Origin of the sequence: Listeria cornellensis FSL F6-0969 (assembly GCF_000525855.1) — a bacterium.
Classification (GTDB): Bacteria; Bacillota; Bacilli; order Lactobacillales; family Listeriaceae; genus Listeria_A; species Listeria_A cornellensis.
Map to the genome: position 1 here is coordinate 18,783 of NZ_AODE01000019.1, position 26,782 is coordinate 45,564.

Here is a 26,782-nt window from a genome sequence, read left to right on the forward strand (position 1 = left end):
TGTACGACTGTACATGAGAACCGGAAGTCCGCCAAACTTGAGGAATGCGAACGCTTGTCGCCGATTTACTACGCATATCCAATTATCCCCGCATAAATTGATACGGCGTAATATCATCCATCCCAATCATCGGATTAATATGCATCCAATTCTCCTCCGTTAACAACTTCCGATTACTCACCGTCGCCAGCATTTCTTCCTCACTCAGCAACCGTTCATAAAGCGTCGTATTCCGCTTCTCCTCATCAATCCGCTCGACACCCATCCGAAACGCGTCCTCTTCCCCGCAAATAATCAGAAACTGCTTGCTCCGAGTCACCGCCGTATACAAAATATCGCGCCGCAACATCCGGTAATAACTCCGGACCACTGGCATGATCACAATCGGAAACTCACTGCCCTGCGCCTTATGAATCGAACAACAATACGCGTGTGTCAACTGGCCAAACTCCTGCCGAAAATACTCGACCTCCGTCTGATCAAACTGCACCACAACCATATCCTGCTTCTCCGTATTTTCCTTCGCATAAATAATCGAGACAATCTCGCCAAAATCGCCATTAAAAACGTTTTTCTCCGGCTGATTCACAAGTTGCAACACCCGATCCCCAATTCGAAAAACGATATCGCCAAACTTCACTTCTTTGCGCTTCCCATCCGGGTTCGCATTAAAAATCTCCTGCATTTTGCGATTTAAAACATCGATTCCCGCAGGTCCACGATACATCGGCGCCAACACTTGGATATCCTTCGCGCGAAATCCTTTTTTCTTCGCGTTTTCCACGACCTTCTCCACGACTTCCGCAATCTGGTTCACCGTACAATGGAAAAACGACCGATCCGTACTATTTTTCGTGAACGTCGCTGGTAAAAATCCTTGCCGAATATCATGCGCCAACTCAATAATCGATGATCCGTCTTCCTGCCGATAAATATCCGTCAACTCCACCGTTGGAATCTCATTCGACCGCAACATATCCTTCAAAACTTGGCCCGGTCCAACAGACGGCAACTGATCCTGATCTCCCACTAAAATCACTTGCATGTGCGCTGGCAAAGCCCGAAAAAGCTGATTTGCGAGCCAAATATCAACCATCGACATCTCATCAATAATCAACAATTTCCCTTCAATCGAACGCTCATTATCATCGTCCAACTGCTCCTGCCCATTCATTCCCAACAATCGGTGAATCGTCATCGCAGGCAATCCCGTCGATTCCGTCATCCGTTTCGCCGCACGTCCCGTCGGAGCCGCCAACAAAATCGGCAATTTCTGCCCATCCTTATACGACATCGGGTCCAAATTCACACCATTCAATTCCGCGTAAAGCTCCACGATTCCCTTAATAACCGTCGTTTTCCCCGTACCCGGTCCACCAGTCAAAATCAGCATCGGCGACATCAACGCCTTTTCAAGCGCCACCTTCTGCGTTTCTCCGTAAGAAACACCGATCCGATCCTCTAATTCACCCAGCGCGATATAGAACTCCGATTTTGGAAACAATTCCTCGTATTCCTTTTGTCGCATCATCCGTTTCACGTGCGCTGCAAATCCTGCCTCCGCAAAATAAAGCGATGGTACATACACCCTCGTGTTCTCCGTCATCACTTTCTGATCTTCCTCCAGCGCCAACAACTGCTTCGTCAACTGCTCCTGCTCAATCCGAACCGGCTCACTATTCTCAAGCAGCTGTGTCACCGTCTCCAGCAACACTTCCCGCTCCATAAACACATTTCCCTGCTGCAACGACTCCTGCTCCAACATGTACAAAATCGCCGCCTGCAACCGCGAATAATGATTCCCGCCAAGACCAAGCTTGCGTCCCAGCTCATCCGCACGATTAAACCCAATCCCCTTCACATCTTCAATCAGCTTATAAGGATTATTTTCCAGCACATGCAACGTATCCTGCTTATACGCCTGAAAAATTTTCATCGAGAGTTGCGGACCAAATCCATACTCATTCAAACTCACCATAATATGTTCCAAACCTTGATTCTCACGCAGCGATTCCAGCAAACTTTCCGCCGTCGCAAGCGGCAAACGAGGCACCTCTTGAAGCAATGATGGGTCCGACAAAATCCGACTAATCGCGTCCTCACCTAGCGTATCCACCACACGTTCCGCCGTCTTTTTCCCGATGCCCTTAAAAAGTTCCCCAGATAAATACTGCACCAAACCCTGCTTTGTTTGCGGCATCTCTTTTTTGAACCGATCCGCCTTAAACTGCTGTCCAAACTTCGCATGATCCATCAATTTCCCGTGAAATATGTACACCTCTTGCTCATGAAGGGCAGGAAAAAAGCCCGTCACAACAATATCCTTCTCGTCCCACGTCGTATTCGTATCTTGCACCTGAATCCGCGCAACAGAAAACAAGTTCTCACTGTTATGAAAGATCGTCGACATCACGGTTCCCTTCATGTACAATTCCTCGTTCTCACCAAGCAATCCCAACGTTTCTTGCGTGTCCATTTTCCCACCTCCTCGTCATTTATGTCGTTTCTTACTCGCCACTCGCTTCTAAATCTTGAATCGCCGCCAGCGCATTCGCTGCCAACTCATGATTCTCATCACTCGCCACAGCCTTTTCAAAATACATTTTTCCAATCACTAAATCACCTTGCCAAGCCAAATACGCCGCGCCAATATTGTAAAACGCATCTGCATCATCCGGTTTCAACACGAGCACTCGTTCAAGCGCCCCGATTGCCTCTTCAAACATATCCGATTTTGCGAGCGCGATTCCATATTGGAACGCCGCCTCCACATCATCCGGCGCCAATTCCACTGAACGAAGCAAGTACGGAATAGCGAGTAAATTCTCATCCATCTGCGCAAAGCTCATCCCAATCATGAAATAAACATCCGCCGAATCAAGCCCATTGGCAATCGCCTGTTCAAATTGCTTCGCTGCATCCTGATAGCGCTCCAACACGTAATACAGATTTCCTAAACTATAATACGCCGCCGAAGCCTTACTATCCAGCTCAATTCCCCGCTCAAAAAAGCGCTCTGCCCGTTCAAAATCATCCATCGAAAGCAACACATTTCCGAAATTAATAAAGCCCACCGGATCATTCGGATGCTCTTCAATAACCTCCGTAAAAAGACGTACCGCTGTCTCTAAATCATTTTTTTGCATCGCTTCAATACCCTGTGCATTTTTATCCATCATGCTTTTTCCTCCTATTTTACCGCAACAGCAAGCCAAGTTTTCAGCGCTGTCACCGTTTCTTTTGTCTGTTCTTCCACACTAATCGTGGCTTCCTTATCGCCATTTTGCTTTCCGTAAGCCCCGAATTGTGCATGATTCCCGCCTTTAATCGACACAAAAGTCGTGTTTTCCGGCAAGTATTTCTTATTCTTTTCATATGTATCCCAGTTTAGCACGCCATCCTTTGTTGCCGTAATCGACAGCGCCGAAAATGGAGCTTTTGCAAGCGTTCCCTTCTCATCCGCATAACTCGCTAAAAAGAAAATACCATCCAAATCGTCCATATTTTCATGAGCAAACCGCGCCGCCATCGCACCACCGAGCGAATGCCCACCGACCACAAAATGCTCATCCTCATGACTATCGATAATATCCGCCGCCTTATTCTGCCCAAAAACAGCCAAGTCAAGTGGCATATTCGCAATATACACTTTATAACCCGCATTCGCAAGCCCTTTCGCCATCGGAGCATAACTTAGCGCATCAATAAAAGCACCTGGATAGAAAATCACGCTTTCCTTCACATCTTGATTCATCGGCGTGAACATCAAAAAACCACTATCATCCACGACATCTACTTTTTTCGTCGAATTCCCAGCTTCTTCTGCAAACTGACTCGGTGACGTATTAAGATAAAAATAAGCGCCCCCAATAATCAAAACTAGCACGGCCAACACGATCCATAACGTCTTTTTCATACGAATCCTCTTTTCATCGTTTATCAAAAAAGAGTTCAGGAAATCATCCCCTCCCAAACTCTTTTTCAGTGATTTATCCTACATATTGTAATTGCGCATCTTGCTTATAAATCTCATCAATGGTTCCGCCACCTAAGCACACATCCCCATCATAGAGAACGAGCGCTTGGCCTGGCGTCACCGCACGAGCTGGCTCATCAAACACCACATGCGCCTTATTTCCATCCAACAAATGCACCGTCACACCAACGTCTTCTTGGCGGTAACGGAATTTTGCCGTACAGTGGAAAACGGCTTCAACAGGACGATCCGATACAAAACTCATATCCGTTGCCACGAGCGAATCCGAATAGAGACTATCATGATGGAAACCTTGCTCCACGAACAAGACATTATTCGCCAAATCCTTCCCAACAACAAACCACGGATCACCGTCGCCACCAATGCCTAAGCCATGACGCTGCCCAATCGTATGGTACATCAAACCATCATGTTTGCCCATCACTTTGCCATCCAGCGTCTTCATATCACCAGGTTGCGCCGGCAAATACTCACTCAAAAATTGCTTGAAATTACGTTCTCCGATAAAACAAATCCCCGTGCTATCCTTCTTGCCCGCCGTCGCTAGCCCAGCTTCTTCCGCAATCCGACGCACTTCCGGTTTTTCCATCCCACCAAGCGGGAACATCACCTTCTGAATTTGAGCTTGCGATAATTGGTTCAAAAAGTACGTCTGATCCTTATTCCGATCCACACCACGCAACATTTTGACCTCGTTATCTAGCGTCTCCACACGCGCATAATGCCCAGTCGCCACAAAATCAGCACCCAAACTTTCCGCATGCTCCAAAAACGCCTTAAATTTAATTTCCTTATTACACATTACATCCGGATTCGGCGTCCGACCCAATTTATACTCATCCAAGAAATACGTGAACACCTTGTCCCAATATTCCTTTTCAAAATTAACAGCATAGTACGGAATCCCGATCTGATTTGCCACACGAATAACATCCTCATAATCCTCCGTCGCCGTGCACATACCAAACTCATCCGTATCATCCCAATTTTTCATAAAGATTCCGATAACATCATAGCCCTGCTCTTTTAGCAAATAAGCCGTTACCGACGAGTCCACGCCGCCAGACATACCAACAACTACCCGCGTCTTACTATTATCCATTTTAACTACTCCTCACCTTCACTTACAAAGTCGCTGTACCACTTTTACAATCTCGCTTGCCGCATTCTCGATCTCCTCGTAAGAATTACCAAGGCCAAAACTAATCCGAATCGATTCGCGCACCGCTGGGTGATCCGCGCCAAACAGCGCCACCAAGACATGCGACGGATCCACCGTACCAGCCGTACAAGCCGAACCACTAGAAACCGCGATTCCCACCATATCCAAATTCATCAATAACTGTTCCACCGACACACCCGGAAAGCGAACATTCAAAATATGCGGCAATCCCTTTTCAAGCGAACCATTCACCTCAAAAAGAATTTCACTCTCCGCAAAAGTATCCACGAAAACCTGCTTATACTCCGTAAAATCCGAGCGTTTCTGTTTTCGCGACTCCAAAGAAATCCGCACCGCTTCCGCCATACCACAAATCCCTGGCAAATTCTCCGTACCAGCCCGACGCTTACGCTCCTGCTCCCCGCCATGAAAAGGATACTCCAACTTCGTCCCATTTTTCACATACAAAAAGCCAATCCCACGCGGTCCATTAATCTTATGCGCTGTCACCGTCAACATATCCACACCCAGCTCCGCGACATCCATTTCGAACATCCCAAAAGCCTGCACCGCATCCGTATGAAACAACGCTTGATGCTCCGCCAACCGCTCGCCAATCGCCCGAATCGGTTGCACCGAGCCAATCTCGTTATTCCCATACATAATCGAAACCAAAATCGTCTCGTCCGTAAGCGCCGCGTCAAAATCTTCGAGTGAAATAGCGCCCGTCTGACCCACTGGCAAATACGTCACATCAAAACCTCGCGTTTCCAGAAACCGGCACGTCTCCAAAACCGCCGGATGCTCGATCGCCGTTGTAATAATATGTTTTCCGTGCGCACGATTCGCGTAGGCCGCCCCAATTAGCGCAACATTATCACCCTCCGTGCCACCACTCGTAAACACAATCTCACGCTCATCCGCCCCGATACTCCGCGCCACAATAGCACGCGCCTCATCAAGCGCCTTCCGAGCCTCTCTCCCAGCATAATGAATACTAGAAGGATTTCCATAATTATTCGTAAAACTAGCCAACATCGCCTGCACAACCTCTGGATGAATCGGACTAGTTGCAGCATGATCCAAATACACACGTTCCATCATAAAATCGCTTCTTTCTATATTAAAAACTAGCAATCAGCCTTTAAAAAAATGTTTTTATAACCTACCCTATTTTAGCAAGAAACTGCGCCGAAAGCAAAGAACCAAGATGATTTTGGATTAAAGCGCGTTTAGTTTCGCTGCTTATCTGTACTCTACTGTATTCCGGAGTGTGCAGGTGGGTTATACTTGTTTTGAGTTCATTCCGAGTTTTGTGTTTAAAAAGCACCTGGTGGATTACCTGCTCACTACGTTCGCATGCATATTGAGCGCGTAGGAAAGCAAATTACGCTTTCCTACGCGCTCAACAAAAAGCACCCCATTCAGCGAAACGTCAAAATCACGTTCACAAATGAAGCGCTCGAATCTTATTTTTAATAATAAAGAAACCCCAATCGTACCGTCTTTAATACCATTGTTTGAACCCGCTATTAACAGCAGGTGGGTGCTCTGTCTGACGGTTTACAAGTCCTCGTGAAAAGGCATGTGCGCTGCGCCCGAACTTGGGCTCCCTAGGTAGATCAAATTGTTCGGTTCAATAATATAGGTACCATAACGAATACATTAGGGTTTCTTTATTGACCTAAGAATACCACAAAAAAATGGATATTTCAATTTGGAACACTTAAATGTGTCGAAATTCGTAACTATTTTACACAAGAATGGATAAATAAAGCTAACCTGATATATTTTATGAAATTTTCTTTGTGTTCTTTTTACCCACTGCCATTGGTAAATATTTGTTGAAGAAATAACACAAAGGTACAGAACACAAAAATACAAAAGCTGTTTCCACCACAGAAATCCATAGTGAACGCTCTATTGTTAAAAGCCCCCTCGCAACAAATGTATCTACTATATCAAATCCGTAAACAAAGAAATAATGCGTTGACATGACAACGATAGAGTTCACCCCTATAAACATTAGCATTCGGTAACTAGGAGATCCTTTAAAAATAATAAACAGTGCAAGACAACCAGAGATAGCTGCAATATAAAACCATAAATAATTACCTAGCTGGTTACTATAGACACTAACGCGGCTATTCAGAATGAAACCGAAAATAATATTTAACCCTATACATAATAGAAGCATCGACGTTACTTTAAAATTACTCGAAAAACACCATTCAAATATCTTATTGTCCTTAAGAAGCTGCCCTACATAGTAAAATACCAGCCCATAAAAAAACAATATTGATCCCTAGCGGAAAAACTCCTCCTGCATTGGAAAAAGCATACCCAATCACAAAGCACAGCGCAATATAAAAAGAATTATGTCCTTTTATTCTATCAACTAAAAAATAAATAATTTCAATTAAAAATAATACAATTAAAAACCATAACGGTGAGTTCCACCCCACCAATCCATCTAAATAAAAATAATCAACTACCGACTCAAGTAATGGCCATGACTCGCCGCGAATTATCGAGAGGGCAATGCCAAAAGGCAAAGACAGTGTCGCGAAAAAAAAAGTAAGGAATTAATAACACTGTTGCTTTTTTCTTGACGACCTCCTTAAAAGAATTGTTATTTTTCTTGTATAGATATCCCGATATAAAGAAAAATAGTGGCATATGAAATGAGTATATTATCGTTTCCAACGCAATTGGTATATTCATATGACCCCACACAACCAAAATCATCCCAAAACCTCGTAAGTTATCAATCCAATGTAATCTTTTCAAAGCCATCATCTCACCCTACCTTTATGTTTTTTTTCTTGCTGAAATCCTATCTTGAATAAACATGAATATAATGCTTCCCTCTAGTACAACCTAAGACGACATACTTCTCCGTTATTGTTATCCCCTCCATAGCCGACAACATCTCCTTACCATCAGATCCGTAGAACTTCTCATAAAAATACGTTTTTCTTATTTGAGAATCTTTCGTAAGCGCATTCTTAGAATACCACAAACCGTTATGCCCTAACGCAAGATACAGATGATTATTGTAGTAGCAAGAATCTTGATTTACTTCATCTCCATCTTCTTGAAACCACTCTTGAATAATACAAAATGAGCCATTAAAATCGACATCTGCTTTCCCCTGTTTATACTGCCCCATGCCCAAATCATTAGTACCTTTACCAAGTTGAATTTTTTTAATTTGTTTATTATCGTCTAATATACAGAATGCGATATCACCTCTACCAAGATTCCCATCACCCCAAACAACATTTAGTTTCTTACCCCAGTTATAACCTCCACAATCAATTGTAAGCGCAACTTCTGATATATCAACATACTCCTGATTCCTATATTGACTAACATTTGAAATAATGTGAATCTTAGGCTCTAGCGCATAACTGCCGCTGCCGTTCCCAAAAATTAGCGCCCGAGAATACGGACTATATTCCACAGAATTCATATGTCCAAAATTATGAAAAAAAGTGACCTACTGAATATGCACTTTTACTTGTAAAATCTATTTTAAATCGCTGTACATCTGCCCAACTAGTATTCGTGTCATTTGAAGCCGAAAAACACCATAATTCATCTTCAACAAAACAATGAGAACTACCATAATTACCACTTGAAAAATTAACCTGGAAATTAAATAATTCGCCACTTCCATCCAAGTTACCATTCCCTACACTCATTGCATAGTCTGCTAGATCATTTCTTTCGATAATTCGCAACTCTTTCATAAGTTTTTCTTTTTCATCATTCATCAATTTCATATTATTATTTTTAGACAAGACAATCCGATGATAATTGCTTGTTTCAATAACAAAAGCTGTGCGCCAACCGCTGGACTTACGGAATGACATGTTAGAGTCATATTCGATAACTGTTAATTGAGAATACTCGTCATCCCCTATGTATATAACCGTTCCCGCTTTCAAATACCAAAATCTACTACGTATTCTACTCTCTGAAGTACTCTCTAATCCGTTGGCTGATAAAATTGTTCCATCCGTCCATTCTAATTTTTCAGTAACATACTTATTAGGAATATCTACATTACAAAGCTCATAACGAAAAGGAATGTAAGCTTGTTTTAACTCTTCTATACGAAAAAATGTATACCGCGTTACTTCGATTACAGGAATACTAATCCTAATGTAGCTGCAACCCTTTGGAACTACAACTGTTCCAGCCGCATTTGTTAACCCAACTGCTGGAACATAACTTTCATCATAGAAAATTATACTTGCGCTAGAACTACTGTTCCAGTTTTCTCCTTCTTTCGTAGAAATAAAGTCTAGCGAAGTAATAAATTTTTCATCCTTCTCTATGGTCCCTAGTCCGAAGCTATCCAAAGGAACTCGTAATATACCTTGCGTCATATTATAACTATTAAAAAAATTATTACTAGAATTCATTATAAAGCCTAGTTTTTTTTTGCGCATCTAGTCTTGATTCACAAATAGATAGCTCTAGTTTGTCTGGAGTTACTAATTGTAGCTGAGCAGATACATCGTTGACTAGGCCTACTAAGCTAGAATTGTTCGTGTTTGCAAGAACAATAGCATAATATCTAGTGGATTCAGCCTGGTAGCGTTCTCTTATCCAACCTGTAGTATTTATATACTGCCCTTCCATATCATAGATTAAAATCGTCATTTGAAACTTTTCAAAATTAATTAAATCTATGATCGTACCCGACTCAAGTAGTATCATTTGTGAACGTATTCGATTCGTAGCGGAAACTAAACTGCCACTCGCCGCACTTATAGTACCTATCTCCCATTTTAATGCATCATCCAATACATCTAATCGATTAAAAGTCACGAAAAATTCCTCCATTTTCCTTGAATTTGTATATAATTTTACATTAACAAATATTTAACTAGGAGTCAATAACAACTCAAAAAGTATAGCCCTAAAAAGAACTATACTTCATTTTTATTTCTTATTCTGATTAATCTTCTCATAAACCCCAGCAATTGTCTGCTCATACTTCGATGTCAACTTCGGTTCATAGTACTTCGCTTTCAACAAACGATCCGGCAAATACTGCTGATCCACCCACGCATTTTCATAACTATGTGGGTATTTATAATCTAGCGCTCGACCGAGTTCTTTCGCTCCGGAATAATGCCCATCACGTAAATGATCTGGAACTTCGCCACTTTTTCCGGCTCGAATGTCTGCTAGCGCACTATCAATCGCCATGATAGCAGAGTTGGATTTCGGTGACAAGCAGAGCTCAATAACCGCATTTGCCAAGGGAATACGCGCTTCTGGAAATCCAATTTTTTCAGCAGTTTGAATCGCGGATAACGTGTGTGTCGCAGCCTGTGGATTTGCAAGCCCAACATCTTCATACGCCATCACGAGCATACGCCTGCTTATACTCACCAAATCGCCCGCCTCAATCAGCCTGCCCATGTAATGGAGCGCCGCGTTCACGTCACTGCCTCGCACCGATTTCTGAAACGCGCTCAAAACGTCGTAATGCGCATCGCCATCTTTATCATGCGCTAAACTCTTCCGCTGTAAGCATTCCTCTGCGACTTCTAACGTCACGTGGACTTTTCCATCATCAGGTTCCGAAGAAATCACCGCCAACTCCAATGCATTCAGCGCACTCCGAACATCGCCGTTACTCGCCGTCGCCAAGTGCGTCTTCGCATCCGAATCCAGCACAACGTCGTATGTCCCAAGCCCACGCTCTGAATCTGCAAGCGCCCGATCCATCGTCGTCTCAATATCTTCAACCGAGAGTGGCTTCAATTCAAAAATTTGCGTTCTACTCCTGATCGCCGGGTTAATCGCAATGTACGGATTACTCGTCGTTGCCCCAATCAAAATAATCTGGCCACTCTCTAAATGCGGCAACAGAAAATCTTGTTTTGGCTTATCTAAACGATGTACCTCGTCCAAAAGCAAGATCACCGTTCCGCTCATTTTTGCCTCTGCCGCCACAATCTCTAAATCCTTCTTATTGTTTGTCACCGCGTTCAACATCCGGAAAGCATATTTCGTACTACCTGCAATCGCGCTCGCAATCGAGGTTTTCCCAATGCCAGGCGGTCCATATAAAATCATGGAAGACAATTGTTTTGCCTTTACCATCCGATAAATCACTTTATCCTTACCAACAAGGTGCGTCTGTCCAACGATATCGTCTAGCGACTTCGGCCTCATTCGGTAAGCAAGCGGTTGAATAGCCATATCTCTCCCCCTCTAATCATCTCTTCGTAATTATACCATAAGAGCGTATGTTCTGTTATAAAAATTATCTATTTCATTAGCTTCTTGGCGCTATATACTATATAATTATCCTGATATCGCAATTTGCTGATCATACATAAGCGATTCTTCTTCATTGTACCAGAAAATCGCGACACTATTTGGAGGTTATTATGAAAATCACAACAAAAGGCCGCTATGGCTTAACTATTGTACTCGAATTAACGCGATGCTTCGGACAAGGTCCCATTTCATTACGTTCCATCGCTGAGAAAAAAGGCTTATCCGAACACTACTTAGAACAATTAATCGGCCCGCTTCGTAACGCTGGTATCGTAAAAAGCATCCGCGGCGCACATGGTGGCTATATTCTAGGCGACGAACCCGCAAAAATAACAGCCGGCGACATCATCCGCACGTTGGAAGGCCCTATTGTACTGGTCGAAAGCATTGAAGATGAAGAAGCAGCTCAGCGCGAACTCTGGCTCCGGATTCGTAATGCCGTCAAAGAAGTTTTAGATAGCACGACATTGGAAGATTTAGCGAGCCACGGCGATGATCCGCTATTAGATGGCTATATGTTTTATATTTAAAATCCGGAAGGCTCCTCACATTTTGACGTGAAGAGTCTTTTAGTTTGCCCTTTTTAGCAAGCCTCTTTTACACCCCATGTCACCTATTTTCTCGCAAAAAATTAACTTCAAATAAAAAGAATATTGCAAGTAAAACTCCAAACGCCAGAGAAGAAAGCGCTATTTGTTAGATAATCTAACAAAATTTAAATTTTCAGTTAAAATAACTTGCTTTATTTTCAGTTTGCAGTATTATTATCACATAAACAAAAAACAAATGTTAGATTATCTAACAAAAAGGAGAGTGTCACATGGAAGCAGTATTTATGTTTTTTTGTACCTTGTTAGTTTGGCTGATGACACCGGGGATTGCTTTATTCTATGGTGGGATGGTTCGTCGTAAAAACGTACTAAGCACTGCGATGTATAGCTTTAGCTCGATGGCAATTATCTCTATTCTATGGGTATTCGTTGGATATTCCCTCGCTTTTGCACCAGGTAATGCTTTTATCGGAAGTTTTGATTGGACATTCCTGCATAGCGTTGGTTTCGATGCTAATGCGACATACTCCGATGCGATTCCACACACTTTATTCATGATGTTCCAAATGACATTTGCTATTTTGACAGTAGCTATCATTTCTGGCGCTTTTGCGGAACGGATGAATTTTGCGGCATACTTAATTTTCATTATTTTATGGTCATTGCTTGTTTATTCTCCTGTTGCTCACTGGGTTTGGGCTGATGGCGGTTGGTTACGTGAACTCGGCGCGCTTGATTTTGCTGGCGGGAATGTGGTTCATATTAGTTCTGGTATTACAGGGCTCGTGCTTGCGATTGTGCTTGGGCGTCGTAAGGAAGCAGAGAATTCCTCCCCACATAATTTGCCACTCGCTTTAATTGGTGGTATATTAGTCTGGTTCGGTTGGTATGGATTCAATGTTGGTAGCGCGCTAACAATCGATAATGTCGCAATGGCAGCGTTTGTCAACACCAATTCGGCCGCTGCTGCCGGGATTATCGGTTGGGTCGCTGTCGAATGGCTGATTAACAAAAAGCCGACGATGCTCGGCACGATTTCCGGCGCGATTGCAGGCCTTGTCTCGATTACGCCCGCAGCTGGGTTCGTCACGGTTGGCAGTGCTTTACTGATCGGTTTCCTCGGCGGCGCGATTTGTTTCTGGGCGGTGTTCTGGTTAAAAGGCAAGTTGAAATACGATGATGCACTTGATGCTTTCGGTTTGCACGGTATCGGCGGAATTTGGGGCGGCATTGCGACAGGCCTTTTCGCTACTACAAAAATTAACAAACTCGGCGCAGACGGTCTTTTTTACGGAAATGCAGGTCTGCTTGGTAAACAACTCATCGCTATCGGTTCCACGGTCGTTTTCGTTGCGATTGCTACCATCATCATTATCTATGTTATCAAAATATTCCTACCAATCAGAGTGGATGAAGATCAAGAATACAAAGGGCTTGATTTAACGCTTCACGCGCGAAAAAGCCTATCATGATTAAGGGGTGGTTCTATTGTCAAACTTAACAAAAATCGAAATTATTACACGTCCAAATCGTTTTTACGAATTCCAAAAAGCGCTCGCAGAAATCGGCGTTAGCGGCCTCACAGTCACGAAGGCGCTCGGAACTGGTCTGGAAAAAGGCTTAATCGAGCTGTACCGCGGCAAAAAGAAAGAAAATAACGTCCACGAACGGATGAAAATCGAGATTGTTGTCAGCACCGTTCCTGTTGAAGCTGTTTTAGAAGTCGTAAAAAACACATTGCGCACTGGCGAACCCGGCGACGGCAAAGTTTTCATTTACCCTGTGGCTGAAGTCATCAAAATCAGTACCGGCGAGCGCGGTGTTGACGCTTTACAAGATCATCCGAAAGAAAAATAGCCTCTAAAATGAGATGCGGATAAATAAAACGGAAGTAATTCTAAAAATACAATGAGAAATCGCGTTTTCCCCTTCCCGAAATGAAAAACAGAGCTTATAATAAAGAAGTAGCTAAATTGGATGTTTTTTTATATATGAAGGAGAGATAGACAAAGATGCGAAAGATCCCCTTTTTTACAATTATCGCGATTGTTTTTTTAGCAGGCGGTTACTATTTTCTGCAAAACTCCGCTTCTCCAATAGATGTTTCTTTTAATTTTCTAGTCACACAAAAGAATGATGACAATTCCATTTCAGGAAACATCGAAGGAGCAGGTAGCAAAAAGATTAAGCTGGACCTTGACGAGTCACAATGGGATTCGGTGAAAGTCGGTAATCGCTATGCTGTAGAGGCTAGATTTTACGACAAGCATGAAGTGAGCAGCAAGGAAAAGAAAACATTAGAAGGTCCGTTTTGGTCGAATGAAACCAATACCGGAATCTTAGCGAACGATGTTGAGGTCACGATGATTGATACGTCCTCAACGAATTAAATCAGAACTGTAGGCAAAACGCTGAACTAGCGGCGCCTATGGTTTTTTTATGCACAAAAATAGGATTTCCCACATGAAATAACGTGAGAAATCCTATTTCCTTACTCTGCTTTTTTCGCCTCAATCGCAAGTTCTAGTTCAGCCAATTGTGCCGCACTAACCTCACTTGGCGCATTCGTCAACGGATCTGCCGCGCTTCCTGTTTTAGGGAAGGCAATCGTGTCGCGCAAATTATTCCGTCCAGCAAGAATCATGATAATCCGGTCCAAGCCAAGCGCAATTCCACCATGTGGCGGCGTTCCAAATTCCAATGCTTCTAGCAAGAAACCAAATTGTTCTGTCGCCTCTTCATCTGTGAAACCAAGCGCGCGGAACATTTGTTGCTGCATTTCTTTTTTATAAATACGGAGCGAGCCCCCACCAATCTCATAACCATTCAAAACGATATCATACGCTTCTGCCATCGCTTTTTCTGGCGCTGTTTCAAGCAATGACGCGTCTTGTGGCATCGTGAATGGATGGTGAGCCGAAACAAAACGTCCTGCTTCTTCGTCGTATTCGAATAATGGCCAATCCGTCACCCATAAAAATGCCAATTCGTTTTGGTCAATCAAATCGAGCTCTTGGCCAAGTTTCGAGCGTAACGCACCGAGTGCTGCCGCGACAACTTCTGCTTTATCGGCAACAAATAGTAATAAATCGCCAACTTCCGCATCTAAATCGCCTGCCACCGCCGCTTGATTTTCTGGTGTGAAGAATTTTGCAATCGGTCCTTTGAAACCGTCCTCTTCCACTTTCATCCAAGCAAGACCTTTCGCACCGTACCTGCCAACGAACTCGCCTAGCGCATCAATATCTTTACGCGAATAGTTCGCCGCTGCACCTTTTGCGTTAATCGCTTTTACTTCGCCACCGCTTTCGATTGCGTTTGTGAACACTTTAAAATCAACATTTGCCACGGCTTCTGCCATGTTTTTTAATTCTAAGCCGAAACGTACATCCGGCTTATCGCTTCCGAAACGATCCATTGCTTCTGCGTATGTCATGTGCGGGAACGGCTTCTCGATTTTAATACCCTTCGTCGCCTCAACGACTGCTACCAACATTTCTTCCGTAATTTCTTGAATCTCCTCTTTCGTCAGGAAACTCGTCTCTAAATCGATTTGGGTAAACTCCGGTTGACGATCCCCACGCAAATCTTCATCGCGGAAACAACGAACCACTTGGTAATATTTATCGAAACCAGCAGACATCAACAACTGCTTCAAAATTTGTGGTGATTGTGGTAACGCATAGAAATTACCTGGATAGACACGACTCGGCACTAAATAATCACGCGCACCCTCTGGCGTACTCTTTGTCAAATAAGGCGTTTCAATATCGAAAAAGCCCATTTGATCTAATTTTTGACGGAATGTTTTCGTTGCCGTATGGCGCATCTGGAAAATCTCGTTCATCTCCGGACGACGCAAATCCAAATAGCGATATTTCAAGCGCAATTCATCCGATACATTCACACCATCTTCAATATAAAACGGCGGTGTTTTCGAAGCATTCAACACTTCAATTTCCTCCGCTAAAACTTCAATCCGGCCTGTCGCTAACTTGTCGTTTATCGCACCCTCGCTTCTCGCCGCAACCGTTCCAACAACCGTCACAACGAACTCATTACGAACCGATTCTGCAATCGCCAGCGCATCCGCTGAAAAATCGGGATTAAAAACAACTTGGACGATTCCTTCACGATCGCGCAAATCGATAAAAATAAGCCCTCCCAAGTCACGACGTTTTTGTACCCAGCCGTGCAATGTTACTTTTTCCCCAATATGTTTTTCCGTGACATCGCCACAATACAGTGTTCTTTTCTTCATTTGTTTTCCCCCTCTAATTGCTCACGCGCGGTCTGTAAACCAGCCGTCACAGCCGCCAAATCGATTTCCGTTTGCTCGCCCGTTTTCATGTTTTTCAACTTGCAGATACCACTTTCGAGTTCTGTATCACCTAAAATCATCGTGAACCGCGCATTTTTGCGATCAGCATCTTTTAATTGACCTTTCATTTTGCGACCCATATAATCTTTTTCCACGCTAAAACCGTTGAACCGCAACTCGTTCACGATCGTCACAGCCTTCACCTCAGCAGTTTCCGTCGCCGTAATGACGTAGCAATCTAGTTCACGCGCCACAGGAAGTTCGATTCCTTCCACATCAAGCGCCGCGAATAAACGCTCCACGCCAAGACCGAAGCCAACACCTGGCGTTTCCGGTCCATCAAACTCTTGCACCAAACCATGGTAACGACCGCCACCACAAAGTGTGGATTTCGCGCCGAAACCTTCTGCCGTACTCATGATTTCAAACGTCGTATGATTGTAATAATCCAAGCCACGAACCAGCGTCGGATCAACCGTACACGAGATACCTAACGCGTCCAAATACGTCTTCACTTTCGCAAAATAAGCGGTTGATTCCTCATTCAAAAACTCCAATATCGATGGCGCCGTCGCAATAAGCGGATGAGCATGATCGACTTTACAATCCAAGATGCGCAAGGGATTCTTGTGTAAACGCACTTGACAATCTGCGCAAAACTCATCAATTTGCGGTTCAAAATGAGCAACCAAGGCTTCTTTGTGCTTCAAACGACTTTCTTTGTCGCCTAAACTATTGATGACAAGTTCGATATTTTGTAGTCCTAGTTCTTTATAAAACGACATCGCAAGCGAAATAATCTCCGCATCAATTGCAGGATCGTTACTTCCAAGCGCCTCGAGCCCCATTTGCGTAAACTGGCGTTGTCTCGCGCCTTGCGGACGTTCGTAGCGGAACATTGGACCGGTGTAATACAGCTTCACTGGTTGGTTTACTTGTCCGAATAGTTTATGTTCAACAAACGCGCGCACAACGGATGCGGTTCCTTCTGGACGGAGCGTTAAACTTCTATTTTTCTTATCTTGAAACGTGTACATCTCTTTTGAAACGATGTCTGTTGTATCGCCTACGCCACGTTGGAATAATTCTGTATGCTCAAAAATCGGTGTCCGAATTTCTTTGTATTGAAATCTCTCACAAATCGATTGAAAAACGCGCTCTACATAATGCCATTTCTCTACTTCTCCTGGTAAAATATCGCGTGTTCCTCTTGGCAATTTCATCTGCATGCCTTATCCCTCCTTAAAATTACGATAGTATCGTTGGTTCTGGCGTTTTTTGTGTTACCGAATCGGTAACACAAAAAAACCCCCGCCCTTGTCTTAACTAAATAAAACAAGGGACGAGAGTTAACCCGTGGTACCACCCTAAATTGAGGAACAAAAAAGCTCCTCCACTCAAAACAGTTAACGCCTGTCAACGTTCTTACTTACTCAGCGAACATTCGCCTTTTAGCAAGAAGCCTCTGGAGTGTCTTTCTAACAGTTTAACTGCGATAGGTTTTACAGCCTAGGAACCTATCTCTCTATACCAGCAAACTCCTGTTATACTTTTCTCCGTCATCGGTCATCTATTAATTACCCTTAAGACTACTAGAATTTGCCTCGAAAGTCAATAAGGTTTTGAAAAATAATCGCGAAATTGTAGGTTTAATGTTTCATAATGCCTTGTTTTGTGATAATCTTTTTATAGTAGATATTTATTAGGGGTATAGGTGGTGTCCATTGATGAAAAATAAGTTCCTGTTTATAACCGTGCTCTCGTTCTTACTTATCGGAGCCGGCATCTTGTCTACAATCGCGATGGCAAATGCAAACACGGTGCAAGTGAAAGCAGAAGTTCTAAACGTCAGAAGCGGACCAGGACTCGCATTCGACGTCACATCTCAAGTCAGAAAAAATGAAATCCTAAACGTTATTGATGAGGAAAATAAGTGGTATAAAGTTCGTCTCGCAAACGGGCAAAGTGGTTACGTGGCAAGCTGGCTCGTGAAAAATATCGATGTCAGTGCTTCCAGTAACAGTCTCGCCACTATCACAAGCGATGGTAGCCTGAATGTTCGAAGCAAACCGTCCACAAACAGCACCATTCTGGGAACTTTAAAAGGCGGCGATCAAATCACCGTTACCAGTCAATCCAATGGTTGGACGCAAATTCAGTACCAAGGTCAAACCGCGTGGGTCAATTCGACGTACATTAAGATGCAAGAATCCGCGACTAAAGAATCAAAAAGCAATTTGCAAACCGTCACCATCCGATCTAACGGCACGAATATCCGTTCAGGTCCAGGTCGTAACAATAATACCATTGAAAAAGCTGATTCCGGGACCGTCTATAATATCGATGGCGTGCAAGGCGATTGGTACCAAGTCACAACATCATCCGGCGCACAAGGTTACGTAGCGAACTGGGTTGTTGATGTTTCGACCTCCAAAACCAAAAGCGCACCGAAATCCAAAACAACATCACTTGCCGAGGCAACAATCGTTATTGATCCAGGACACGGAGGCAACGATCCAGGCGCCAAAGGCCAAAACGGTACCGTAGAGAAGAAAGCCACATTAAAAACTGCCCAAGCCGTGGCTAAACGCCTAGAACAAAGCGGTGCAAAAGTTATTTTAACAAGAGACAGCGACGAATACGTTTCCCTGAAAGATCGTGCGCGAAAAGCAGAGAAATACAACGCAGACGCCTTCATCTCACTTCATTTTGATTCCGTAGAGGACGCAAGCGATGCGAGTGTCAATGGACAAACAACCTACTACTATAAAAATAAAGACCAAAGCTTGGCCGAAAGCATCAACGCGAGTCTAGCAAACAACCTATCCAGCAAAAACCGCGGCACACGCTCCGGCGACTTCTACGTACTACGTGAAAACACCCAGCCGTCCGTATTGCTTGAACTAGGTTACCTAAGCTCAAGCATCGACGAAGAAAAAATGAACTCCAACAGTTTCCGCGAAGACGTCGCCGATTCGATTTTCGAGGGGCTGAGCGGGTATTTTAAAAACTAGGTGCCGAACGGGCTCGTTAGCTCCGAAAAAATTTGTTAGGGACCGCAGGGATCGAATGCTCCCTTCGCTCGCACTCATATTGATACTCTAAGGAACCAAAATACGATTCCTAAGACTATCAACAATTTCCGAGAGTCTGGCTCTTGAAGCCCAATTCGGAGATGCAAAACAAAAAAAATGCTAGGACAAGATCCCAAATCTTGTCCTAGCATTTTTTATTACCTTCCCTATTTCCCCATCAACTCCTGCGAATCCAAAATAATCGTCACCGGACCGTGGTTCACAATACGCACATCCATCATCGCACCGAAAACCCCAGTCTCCACAACAATCCCTTCAGCCGCAAGCAGTTTGTTAAACAAATCATACAAATCCGATGCCGCATCAGGAGCCGCCGAATTCGTAAAACTCGGACGCCTTCCCTTTTTCACATCGGCATACAGCGTGAATTGCGAGACGCTAAGAATCGCACCTCCAAAATCTTGAATCGACAAATTCATTTTATCCTCATTATCTTCAAAAATGCGCAATCCGACAATTTTCTTCACCATATACTTCACATCTTCTTCTGTATCGCCATGCGTGAAACCAACGAGCAGACAAAGCCCGCCAGCGATTTCTCCCACATTTTCATCGTCAATCGTTACACTTGCCTCGAAACAGCGCTGCGCCACAACTCGCATACTAGATTCCCCCAGTCAGTCTCAATTCATTAAACGTCTAACCGTGTAGACATCAGGAACTTGCTTGATTTTATCAACAACGCGTTGCAAATGATTAATATTATGAATTTGAAGCGTCAGAACGAGCGTCGCCATTTTATTATTATCGACTTTTGCGTTAACGCCGTTAATATTGCTTGTCAGGCTGTTCACGACTTGTAAGATATCATTCAGCATACCGTTGCGATTATAACCAAACACCTCAATATCGACGTTGTAGTCGGTTTTAGCAGTCATATCCGCATCTTCCCAATCCACGTCAATCAATCGTTCGGTATCTGGGCCATTGACATTCGGACAATCTTTCCGGTGAATCGAAATTCCGCGCCCTTTTGTGATGTAGCCAACAATTTCGTCCCCTGGTACTGGATTACAACAGCGCGATAAACGGATGAGTAAATTACCGACACCTTGCACCACGACGCCTGCATTATGCTTGATTTTAAGGCGTTCATTATTGCTGTCCGTCGGGTTTTTCGGTTTCGCTTCGATCTTGTTTAATAGCTTCTCTGTTTGCTCCTCCAGTTCCCGCTCGCGACGCTCTTTCTCCGTCAAACGATTCGCAACTTGAAGCGCGGTGATGCCATTGTAACCAACCGCCGCAAATAAATCATCTTCATGACTAAAATTCAAACGTTCGGCAAGTTTATTGATGTTCTCCGTCGTCATCACTTTCTTCGGCTCGAAATCAAGTTGACGTAACTCTTTTTCAACCATATCGTGGCCTTTTTCGACATTCTCTTCCTTCGCTTGGCGTTTGAAGAACTGACGAATCTTATTTTTCGCTTGCGACGTCTGCACAAGTTTCAACCAATCACGACTTGGCCCGTACGAATGTTTTGACGTCAAAATTTCAATGATATCACCTGTTTTTAATTTATAATCAAGCGTGACAATTTTGCCATTAATTTTGGCGCCAATCGTCTTGTTCCCAATTTCAGTATGGATTCGATAAGCAAAATCAAGCGGCACAGAACCGTTTGGTAGCTCGAACACGTCTCCTTTTGGGGTGAACACATAGACAACATCGGTGAACAAGTCGAGTTTCAGCGATTCCATAAATTCTTCGGCATTTTCCGACTCATTTTGATATTCAATGATTTCGCGGAACCAGCTCATTTTATTGTCGAAAGATGTCTTCGAATTGATAACTTTGCCTTCTTTGTAAGCCCAATGCGCCGCAACCCCGTACTCGGCAATTTGGTGCATTTCCAGCGTCCGAATCTGCACTTCTAGCGGCTCGCCTTGTGGACCAATCACCGTCGTATGAAGCGACTGATACATGTTCGATTTTGGCATCGCAATATAGTCTTTAAAGCGCCCTGGCATCGGCTTCCAACGCGTATGGATGATCCCAAGAACCGCATAACAATCCTTGATACTATCCACTAAAATCCGAACTGCCAGCAAATCGTAAATTTCGTTAAACTGCTTGTGCTGCTCCGACATTTTGCGATAAATCGAATAAATATGTTTTGGCCTACCAGAAATATCCGCCTTAATATGAAGTTCATCCAAATTCTCATTCACGCCTTCAATAACATCGCGTAAATAACGCTCCCGCTCTTCCCGTTTCTGCTTCATCAAATGCACAATGCGGTAATATTGCTGCGGATTCAAATAGCGCAATGCTGTATCCTCAAGCTCCCATTTCACACGAGAAATCCCCAAACGATGCGCAATCGGTGCAAAAATTTCTAACGTTTCATTCGCGATACGGCGCTGTTTCTCCACCGGTAAATGCTTCAAGGTACGCATATTGTGCAGTCTATCCGCCAATTTCACGAGCATAACACGAATATCTTGCGCCATCGCGATGAACATTTTACGGTGATTCTCCGCTTGTTGCTCTTCATGCGATTTGTATTTAATTTTCCCAAGTTTCGTAACACCGTCGACAATCATTGCGATTTCTGGGCTAAACGCCTCTTCTAAATCCTGCAACGTAATCGGCGTATCTTCTACAACATCGTGCAAAAATCCAGAAGCAACAGTAGCCGGATCCATCTCTAGCTCCACTAAAATTCCTGCCACTTGAATAGGGTGAATAATGTAAGGTTCCCCCGATTTCCGGAATTGATCCTTGTGTGCCTCACGTGCGTAATCACACGCTTTTTTGACAAGTGCAAGATGCTCCTCATTCATGTAATGAGAAGCCATTTCAATTACTTGATCCGCTGTTAAATTTTGTTCTTTAGCCATAATGTCCCCACACCCTTTTCATCCACGCTATCTATAAAGTATGTAAAAGCACCCACGAATGAGTGCTTTTTAAAATTATTCTTATTTGATATTATAACATGTTTTACACGACTCACAAAGTAATTTTGTTGCCTAAGCCTGAAAAAACGCTTTTTTCGAAAATAGCTCTAGAAATCCATCAAAATCAGGCGGTCATATCCTTCTAATTTCTTATGACCCTCAAGTTCGGTTAGTTCGATTAAGAAAGCACAACCAGCCACAACGCCACCGAGTTCTTCGACAAGTTTAATCGTTGCTTCAATCGTACCACCTGTTGCTAGCAAATCGTCCGTAATAAGCACGCGTTGCCCAGGTTTAATGGCATCTCTATGCATCGATAATTTATTCGTGCCATACTCTAAATCGTATTCCATATCCACTGTTTCACGCGGCAATTTATTCGGTTTACGAACTGGTGCAAAGCCAATACCAAGCGAATAAGCAACCGGACATCCGATGATGAAACCACGCGCTTCAGGTCCGACAATAACATCAACGCTTAATTTTTTTGCATATTCTACAATTTGGTCCGTCGCAAATTTGTAAGCCTCACCATGACTCATCAATGGTGTGATATCTTTAAAAACAATACCTTCTTTTGGCCAATCATTGACAATCGCTACATAACTTCTCAATTCTTCTAAGTTCATTTTACTGTTTCCTCCAAAATTGAATTCCCCTTCGAATTCATTAGCTTCTCCATCCAATCATACAATTCGTTGTAATTGGAATAGAGTAATTTCTGTTCCATCGCAATACGGTATTCCCGAGCTTTATAAACAGCTGAGTCCTCCAGATTACGCTTTTCCCCAATTTCATTCAATCGAATCACGCCATCCTCTATTGTAGCAAAATTTAGATCAAAAAACACGCGTGAACATAAAATCAACTTGATCATCCGTCCAACTAAACTGCTTACAAAGGCGTGACATGTTTTGAGCAAGCGGGAAAGGTTGGTGTTTTTTAAGCACTGCATAGAGTTGTGCGAAATGTTCGCGACTAGGCATCGACGCAATCGCATTCCCATTTTTGGCTTCTACATGCAAATAAATTCGGTCCGCCGACGTATTCGTAACCAGCGCCTCAAGCAAGGCCACATCATCCGGCATATCCGCAAAAATAAGATCTTTCGTCGCTGCGTCCGTGCAGTCACCGATCGACTGTATTTGCGCACAAACAAGATTCGCATTCGCCGCTAACAGTTTTTCCCGCGTCCCCTTTTGGAAACACACGAATACTTTATCCGCCATGCCATCCGTTTGCAGTAACTTCTCCCATTCCGCGCGACTTCTGACATCAAACAATTGCCAATGTCCGATTTTCAAATCCACAATGCGGAGTTGCGGTTTACGCATATTATTCCATTCATTGATAGATAGCTCGCCAACCACGTCCACTTTTGCCATTGGAGAAATTTTTTTCAACGAGCTCGCCAGTTCCAAAACCAACCGCATCCATCGAAGCACCCGAATCCGCTGTAATAGCCGTTTTCAAATGATTCTTGTCCGTGCCAATTCGCTTCGTGCCGTTCAATCGGACGCCTTCGAACGCAAAAACTGGTTTTGGATTATCCGTCCCAAATGGTGCTAATTTGTTCAACTGCGCGATAAAATCAATCGTCACCGTCTCCACCGGAATCGCCTCTTCCACGCGCAAAATGGACACAAAATCCTCTGGCGTCAACGTTTCCCGAGCTAGCTTCGATAAATTATCCCGCAACGTCGCCACATCAGTCGCGTCAAGCGTCATACCAGCCGCCATTGGGTGACCACCAAACGCCTTTAAAAGCTCCTGATTCGCGTCCAGCGCTTGGTATAAATGGAACGCCTCAATACTCCGTCCAGAGCCTTTCGCAATACCCGCGACCTCATCGATACCGAGCACAATCACAGGTCGTGCGTAACGATCCACCAAACGCGAAGCCACAATCCCAACAACACCAGGATTCCAGCCGGCTTTTCCGATGACAAGTACTTCATTTCCTTCACCAAGAAACTCCGCTTCAATCATCGCAATCGCTTCCTCCGCAATCTGCGCCACAATCGTTTGCCGCTCCTTATTCGCCTCATCGATTTCCTCCGCCAAGAAAACCGCCTCTTCCGGATCTTCCGTAAGCAACAACTCAGCCGCCGAATCCGCAGGGCCTAACCGACCAACCGCATTTAAGCGCGGTGCAATCATGAAGCCAATCGTCTCTTCTGTCGCTTCAGGAAGTTTGGCACTAGCCAGTTTTGCCAAAGCTGACACACCAATATTCGCATTCTCACGCAAAATTCGCAATCCTTTTTGCACAAATAAGCGGTTTTCATCCGTCAGCGAAACCAAATCAGCCACCGTCCCAATCGCCACTAAGTCCAGCAATTCCGTCGGTTCCTCTCCCAACAACGCGTGAGCCAGCTTGTAAGCCACGCCAACACCCGCTAAATCAGGAAACGGGTAATTAGACTCCGGATGACGCGGATGGATCACAGCGACCGCCTGAGGCATCATTTCCTTCGCCTCATGATGATCCGTCACAATAACATCCAGACCAATCTCCTTTGCATGCGCCATCACATCGAGCGCCGAAATCCCATTATCCACCGTAATCAGCAAATCAACACCCGAATCCTTCGCCTGCGTAAAAGCCGCCACATTCGGTCCATATCCTTCTGTAAACCGATTCGGAATATAAAAATCTGCATTCGCGCCAAGCTTGCGCAACGTTTTCAGCAAGACCGTCACACTCGTCACACCGTCCGCATCATAGTCCCCATACACAAGAATCTGCTCCCCGGCATCAATCGCCCGCTTAATCCGGTCCACCGCAAGCCCCATCTCCGCAAACAAAAACGGATCATACGCCTCATACTTATCCGGATTTAAAAATTTATCCAATTGACCAGCAGTCGTGACCTTGCGACGCGCAAATAACTCCGCCATCGGTAGCGTGCACTTCAGTTCATCAGCAACCTGTTGCATCGCCGTCGCATCCGCCGTCTCCACTTGCCATTTATATTTAGAATGAATCATGATTTACCACCCCTCAACCCTACCCATTATACAGAAAAAACAACAAAAAGACCACCCAACCGGATGGCCTTTTATCAATATCTTTTATACAGTCGGTTTCGGCGCCTCATCTGGAACTTCTACTTCCGAAACTTTCACTTTACGCGATTTTTCCGCAGCTAGTGTACGTTCCAATTCTTTCTTTGCAGCCTCAAGCGTCTTGATTTGCTTCTTCATCGCATTCACGCGCACAATATTCAAACAGAAGAAAATCAAACCACCAACCAAAACGGACCCCAAAATAACCAAGATAAGCGGCCACTCCACTTTCGCAAATAAGAAATTCACTTGTACCGAATCAACATTCACAATCGCGAAAATTGCAATAATAATAGCTAACACAATCCCAACAATCACTTGCCATTGAACTTTCATCTCAAAAACCTCCTTCATTCTCTTATAAAATACCCACAAGATCACGAGTTCAATCCCATTTAGGCTTATTCATAAAGCAACGCCAAATTTTTCAAATCACGCGAACCCAGCTGTATATCAATGATTGACGCTAACTCAAAGTGAATCTCACCATACGATTCCGCATCATCATCCAAATCCTCCATCACAATATGCTCCTTCACGACATGACGCACATAGCCATTCAACGACTCGCGCTCCTCATCCTGATCCAGAAATACCGAAATCGCGATTTTCTGATCCATCGCAAGCGTCAGTACATTCACCAACAAATTCCCAAACGTGCTCACCGCAAATTCCTCGTGCCGCTCCTGATTCAAAAGATACAACCGCTCCGCTCGCTTAGCACTCTGACCACCATTATCCACCCGAAAAACCACATCGAGCCTAGCAATCAAGTAACCAGATGCCCTCGCCTGCGTGCTAACAATCTGCATCACCACATAATCCTTCGTCACTGACTGCACAAAACCACCATAACGCTCATCTTTACTCGTCATATCATTATAAATATACACAATCGTCTGCGCTTTCATCGCGTTTTTCAACACACGACACAAAATCTCTCTGTCCATCAAAATCTCCTCATTTCTTTCAAATCATCTGAGGACGAGCGATTTTCCTATTTCTTCACATACCTTCTTTTATGCATCCTAAATCCTCCTAAAACGAAAATACCCAAATCGCACAATAAACCAGCGCCAAACCACCAGTAATCAGTAACGATTTCATGACATACCAAGCAAAATTCCGATGACAATAATCACCACGCCGAAAACAATCGAGATTAAAAAACGAATCCCAGCCATCAAAGTCAGGTCCACCGCCATCTTGCCAGTTCTCATGCCACCTTTTCGAATAAAACAACCCGAGCACAAAAAGCCCCACACCGATTGCTATCACAACTATCTGCCAAATCATGTTCCCATCGTACTCCTTATTCTCAATAAAAAATGCCGAATGCCTACCCCACCTGAATTTTACGTCTCAGATAAGATAC

24 protein-coding genes, 1 other RNA gene, 1 pseudogene and 1 other annotated feature are annotated in these 26,782 nt (G+C 43.9%); of the genes and pseudogenes, 5 read left to right on the forward strand and 21 right to left on the reverse strand.

From position 1 onward, the window contains the following. Nucleotides 1-82: 82 nt before the first annotated feature. The 12 genes from recD2 to PCORN_RS08055 form a co-directional block, all read right to left on the reverse strand. Nucleotides 83-2,476 carry an SF1B family DNA helicase RecD2 gene (gene recD2 / locus PCORN_RS08005; RefSeq protein WP_036079236.1) on the reverse strand — a complete coding sequence of 798 codons (2,394 nt, stop codon included), beginning with the start codon at nt 2,474-2,476 and terminating at the stop codon, nt 83-85. Nucleotides 2,477-2,507: 31 nt separating this feature from the next. After that, entirely contained in the window at nt 2,508-3,176 is a 669-nt protein-coding gene (locus PCORN_RS08010) for a tetratricopeptide repeat protein (RefSeq protein WP_036079735.1), read from the reverse strand. 14 nt (nt 3,177-3,190) lie between these two features. Continuing rightward, nucleotides 3,191-3,916: an alpha/beta hydrolase gene (locus PCORN_RS08015; RefSeq protein WP_036079238.1), complete on the reverse strand. Its 726-nt coding sequence runs from the start codon at nt 3,914-3,916 to the stop codon at nt 3,191-3,193. Between the two features lie 73 nt (nt 3,917-3,989). Further along, nucleotides 3,990-5,099 carry a tRNA 2-thiouridine(34) synthase MnmA gene (gene mnmA / locus PCORN_RS08020; protein WP_036079240.1) on the reverse strand — a complete coding sequence of 370 codons (1,110 nt, stop codon included), beginning with the start codon at nt 5,097-5,099 and terminating at the stop codon, nt 3,990-3,992. An 18-nt stretch (nt 5,100-5,117) separates the two neighbouring features. Further along, nucleotides 5,118-6,263 (reverse strand): cysteine desulfurase family protein, encoded by a 1,146-nt coding sequence (locus PCORN_RS08025; RefSeq protein WP_036079244.1) that lies wholly within the window; start codon nt 6,261-6,263, stop codon nt 5,118-5,120. Nucleotides 6,264-6,644: 381 nt separating this feature from the next. Further along, a non-coding RNA gene (ssrS, locus tag PCORN_RS17845) (6S RNA) lies at nt 6,645-6,834 on the reverse strand. A gap of 574 nt (nt 6,835-7,408) precedes the next feature. Then, entirely contained in the window at nt 7,409-7,714 is a 306-nt protein-coding gene (locus PCORN_RS19310; RefSeq protein ID WP_159102554.1) for a hypothetical protein, read from the reverse strand. Beyond that, nucleotides 7,659-7,958 (reverse strand): acyltransferase family protein, encoded by a 300-nt coding sequence (locus PCORN_RS21290; RefSeq protein ID WP_036079249.1) that lies wholly within the window; start codon nt 7,956-7,958, stop codon nt 7,659-7,661. Before PCORN_RS21290 ends, PCORN_RS19310 begins: the two co-directional genes overlap by 56 nt. A gap of 37 nt (nt 7,959-7,995) precedes the next feature. Continuing rightward, complete coding sequence (locus PCORN_RS08040; protein WP_036079251.1) at nt 7,996-8,634, reverse strand: hypothetical protein; 639 nt, start codon at nt 8,632-8,634, stop codon at nt 7,996-7,998. Nucleotides 8,635-8,644: 10 nt separating this feature from the next. After that, nucleotides 8,645-9,619, reverse strand: coding sequence for a hypothetical protein (locus PCORN_RS08045; RefSeq protein WP_149024291.1), 975 nt, complete (start codon nt 9,617-9,619; stop codon nt 8,645-8,647). Next, nucleotides 9,582-10,001, reverse strand: a complete 420-nt coding sequence (locus PCORN_RS08050; RefSeq protein ID WP_036079253.1) for a hypothetical protein — start codon at nt 9,999-10,001, stop codon at nt 9,582-9,584. The genes PCORN_RS08045 and PCORN_RS08050 overlap by 38 nt, the downstream gene beginning before the upstream one ends. A gap of 114 nt (nt 10,002-10,115) precedes the next feature. After that, nucleotides 10,116-11,387, reverse strand: a complete 1,272-nt coding sequence (locus PCORN_RS08055; protein WP_036079254.1) for a replication-associated recombination protein A — start codon at nt 11,385-11,387, stop codon at nt 10,116-10,118. Nucleotides 11,388-11,578: 191 nt separating this feature from the next. Here PCORN_RS08055 and cymR point away from each other — a divergent pair, with 191 nt between their 5' ends. The 4 genes from cymR to PCORN_RS08075 all read left to right on the forward strand — a co-directional run bounded on the left by cymR (nt 11,579) and on the right by PCORN_RS08075 (nt 14,409). Then, nucleotides 11,579-11,998 carry a cysteine metabolism transcriptional regulator CymR gene (gene cymR / locus PCORN_RS08060; protein ID WP_036061761.1) on the forward strand — a complete coding sequence of 140 codons (420 nt, stop codon included), beginning with the start codon at nt 11,579-11,581 and terminating at the stop codon, nt 11,996-11,998. Nucleotides 11,999-12,288: 290 nt separating this feature from the next. Then, nucleotides 12,289-13,491, forward strand: a complete 1,203-nt coding sequence (locus PCORN_RS08065) for an ammonium transporter (protein WP_036079255.1) — start codon at nt 12,289-12,291, stop codon at nt 13,489-13,491. 16 nt (nt 13,492-13,507) lie between these two features. Continuing rightward, nucleotides 13,508-13,876, forward strand: coding sequence for a P-II family nitrogen regulator (locus PCORN_RS08070; RefSeq protein ID WP_036079256.1), 369 nt, complete (start codon nt 13,508-13,510; stop codon nt 13,874-13,876). Nucleotides 13,877-14,031: 155 nt separating this feature from the next. Next, on the forward strand, nt 14,032-14,409 hold the full coding sequence (locus tag PCORN_RS08075) for a hypothetical protein (protein WP_036079257.1): 378 nt from the start codon (nt 14,032-14,034) through the stop codon (nt 14,407-14,409). A gap of 101 nt (nt 14,410-14,510) precedes the next feature. Here the strand turns inward: PCORN_RS08075 and aspS are convergent, their stop codons facing one another. Further along, nucleotides 14,511-16,280 (reverse strand): aspartate--tRNA ligase, encoded by a 1,770-nt coding sequence (aspS, locus tag PCORN_RS08080; protein WP_036079259.1) that lies wholly within the window; start codon nt 16,278-16,280, stop codon nt 14,511-14,513. After that, complete coding sequence (gene hisS / locus PCORN_RS08085; protein ID WP_036079261.1) at nt 16,277-17,569, reverse strand: histidine--tRNA ligase; 1,293 nt, start codon at nt 17,567-17,569, stop codon at nt 16,277-16,279. Before hisS ends, aspS begins: the two co-directional genes overlap by 4 nt. A 106-nt stretch (nt 17,570-17,675) precedes the next feature. Continuing rightward, nucleotides 17,676-17,912 (reverse strand) — a binding site (T-box leader). A gap of 155 nt (nt 17,913-18,067) precedes the next feature. On the opposite strand from hisS, the gene PCORN_RS08090 reads away from it, so the two are divergent. After that, nucleotides 18,068-19,354, forward strand: a complete 1,287-nt coding sequence (locus PCORN_RS08090) for an N-acetylmuramoyl-L-alanine amidase family protein (protein ID WP_036079263.1) — start codon at nt 18,068-18,070, stop codon at nt 19,352-19,354. A 227-nt stretch (nt 19,355-19,581) separates the two neighbouring features. On the opposite strand, the gene dtd is transcribed toward PCORN_RS08090, so the two are convergent. From dtd to PCORN_RS08125, 7 genes and pseudogenes are all read right to left on the reverse strand, one after another. Then, nucleotides 19,582-20,037, reverse strand: a complete 456-nt coding sequence (dtd, locus tag PCORN_RS08095; RefSeq protein ID WP_036079265.1) for a D-aminoacyl-tRNA deacylase — start codon at nt 20,035-20,037, stop codon at nt 19,582-19,584. A gap of 21 nt (nt 20,038-20,058) precedes the next feature. Next, nucleotides 20,059-22,278 (reverse strand): RelA/SpoT family protein, encoded by a 2,220-nt coding sequence (locus tag PCORN_RS08100; protein ID WP_036079267.1) that lies wholly within the window; start codon nt 22,276-22,278, stop codon nt 20,059-20,061. Nucleotides 22,279-22,445: 167 nt separating this feature from the next. Further along, nucleotides 22,446-22,967 carry an adenine phosphoribosyltransferase gene (locus tag PCORN_RS08105; RefSeq protein ID WP_036079269.1) on the reverse strand — a complete coding sequence of 174 codons (522 nt, stop codon included), beginning with the start codon at nt 22,965-22,967 and terminating at the stop codon, nt 22,446-22,448. Next, nucleotides 22,964-25,329: pseudogene (recJ, locus tag PCORN_RS08110) on the reverse strand (single-stranded-DNA-specific exonuclease RecJ). Before recJ ends, PCORN_RS08105 begins: the two are co-directional and overlap by 4 nt. An 84-nt stretch (nt 25,330-25,413) precedes the next feature. Then, a complete protein-coding gene (locus PCORN_RS08115; RefSeq protein WP_036079270.1) occupies nt 25,414-25,743 on the reverse strand; it encodes a LapA family protein in 330 nt (109 codons plus the stop codon). A 65-nt stretch (nt 25,744-25,808) separates the two neighbouring features. Continuing rightward, nucleotides 25,809-26,357, reverse strand: a complete 549-nt coding sequence (locus tag PCORN_RS08120; protein WP_036079271.1) for a hypothetical protein — start codon at nt 26,355-26,357, stop codon at nt 25,809-25,811. 88 nt (nt 26,358-26,445) lie between these two features. After that, the gene (locus PCORN_RS08125; protein ID WP_036079272.1) at nt 26,446-26,703 is read right to left on the reverse strand and encodes a hypothetical protein; all 258 of its coding nucleotides are present in this window, start codon (nt 26,701-26,703) and stop codon (nt 26,446-26,448) included. Nucleotides 26,704-26,782: the final 79 nt, after the last annotated feature.

What these genes read in the sequence shown, in the direction of transcription:
- PCORN_RS08045 (WP_149024291.1), bottom strand. Translation starts at nt 9,619, where the DNA reads ATGCGCAAAAAAAAACTAGGCTTTATAATGAATTCTAGTAATAATTTT.
- PCORN_RS08055 (WP_036079254.1), bottom strand. Translation starts at nt 11,387, where the DNA reads ATGGCTATTCAACCGCTTGCTTACCGAATGAGGCCGAAGTCGCTAGAC.
- PCORN_RS08100 (WP_036079267.1), bottom strand. Translation starts at nt 22,278, where the DNA reads ATGGCTAAAGAACAAAATTTAACAGCGGATCAAGTAATTGAAATGGCT.
- PCORN_RS08115 (WP_036079270.1), bottom strand. Translation starts at nt 25,743, where the DNA reads ATGAAAGTTCAATGGCAAGTGATTGTTGGGATTGTGTTAGCTATTATT.
- mnmA (WP_036079240.1), bottom strand. Translation starts at nt 5,099, where the DNA reads ATGGATAATAGTAAGACGCGGGTAGTTGTTGGTATGTCTGGCGGCGTG.
- aspS (WP_036079259.1), bottom strand. Translation starts at nt 16,280, where the DNA reads ATGAAGAAAAGAACACTGTATTGTGGCGATGTCACGGAAAAACATATT.
- PCORN_RS08065 (WP_036079255.1), top strand. Translation starts at nt 12,289, where the DNA reads ATGGAAGCAGTATTTATGTTTTTTTGTACCTTGTTAGTTTGGCTGATG.
- PCORN_RS08125 (WP_036079272.1), bottom strand. Translation starts at nt 26,703, where the DNA reads ATGATTTGGCAGATAGTTGTGATAGCAATCGGTGTGGGGCTTTTTGTG.
- PCORN_RS08075 (WP_036079257.1), top strand. Translation starts at nt 14,032, where the DNA reads ATGCGAAAGATCCCCTTTTTTACAATTATCGCGATTGTTTTTTTAGCA.
- hisS (WP_036079261.1), bottom strand. Translation starts at nt 17,569, where the DNA reads ATGCAGATGAAATTGCCAAGAGGAACACGCGATATTTTACCAGGAGAA.
- PCORN_RS08040 (WP_036079251.1), bottom strand. Translation starts at nt 8,634, where the DNA reads ATGAATTCTGTGGAATATAGTCCGTATTCTCGGGCGCTAATTTTTGGG.
- PCORN_RS21290 (WP_036079249.1), bottom strand. Translation starts at nt 7,958, where the DNA reads ATGATGGCTTTGAAAAGATTACATTGGATTGATAACTTACGAGGTTTT.
- PCORN_RS08120 (WP_036079271.1), bottom strand. Translation starts at nt 26,357, where the DNA reads ATGGACAGAGAGATTTTGTGTCGTGTGTTGAAAAACGCGATGAAAGCG.
- cymR (WP_036061761.1), top strand. Translation starts at nt 11,579, where the DNA reads ATGAAAATCACAACAAAAGGCCGCTATGGCTTAACTATTGTACTCGAA.
- PCORN_RS08090 (WP_036079263.1), top strand. Translation starts at nt 18,068, where the DNA reads ATGAAAAATAAGTTCCTGTTTATAACCGTGCTCTCGTTCTTACTTATC.
- PCORN_RS08105 (WP_036079269.1), bottom strand. Translation starts at nt 22,967, where the DNA reads ATGAACTTAGAAGAATTGAGAAGTTATGTAGCGATTGTCAATGATTGG.
- dtd (WP_036079265.1), bottom strand. Translation starts at nt 20,037, where the DNA reads ATGCGAGTTGTGGCGCAGCGCTGTTTCGAGGCAAGTGTAACGATTGAC.
- PCORN_RS08015 (WP_036079238.1), bottom strand. Translation starts at nt 3,916, where the DNA reads ATGAAAAAGACGTTATGGATCGTGTTGGCCGTGCTAGTTTTGATTATT.
- PCORN_RS08010 (WP_036079735.1), bottom strand. Translation starts at nt 3,176, where the DNA reads ATGGATAAAAATGCACAGGGTATTGAAGCGATGCAAAAAAATGATTTA.
- recD2 (WP_036079236.1), bottom strand. Translation starts at nt 2,476, where the DNA reads ATGGACACGCAAGAAACGTTGGGATTGCTTGGTGAGAACGAGGAATTG.
- PCORN_RS08025 (WP_036079244.1), bottom strand. Translation starts at nt 6,263, where the DNA reads ATGATGGAACGTGTGTATTTGGATCATGCTGCAACTAGTCCGATTCAT.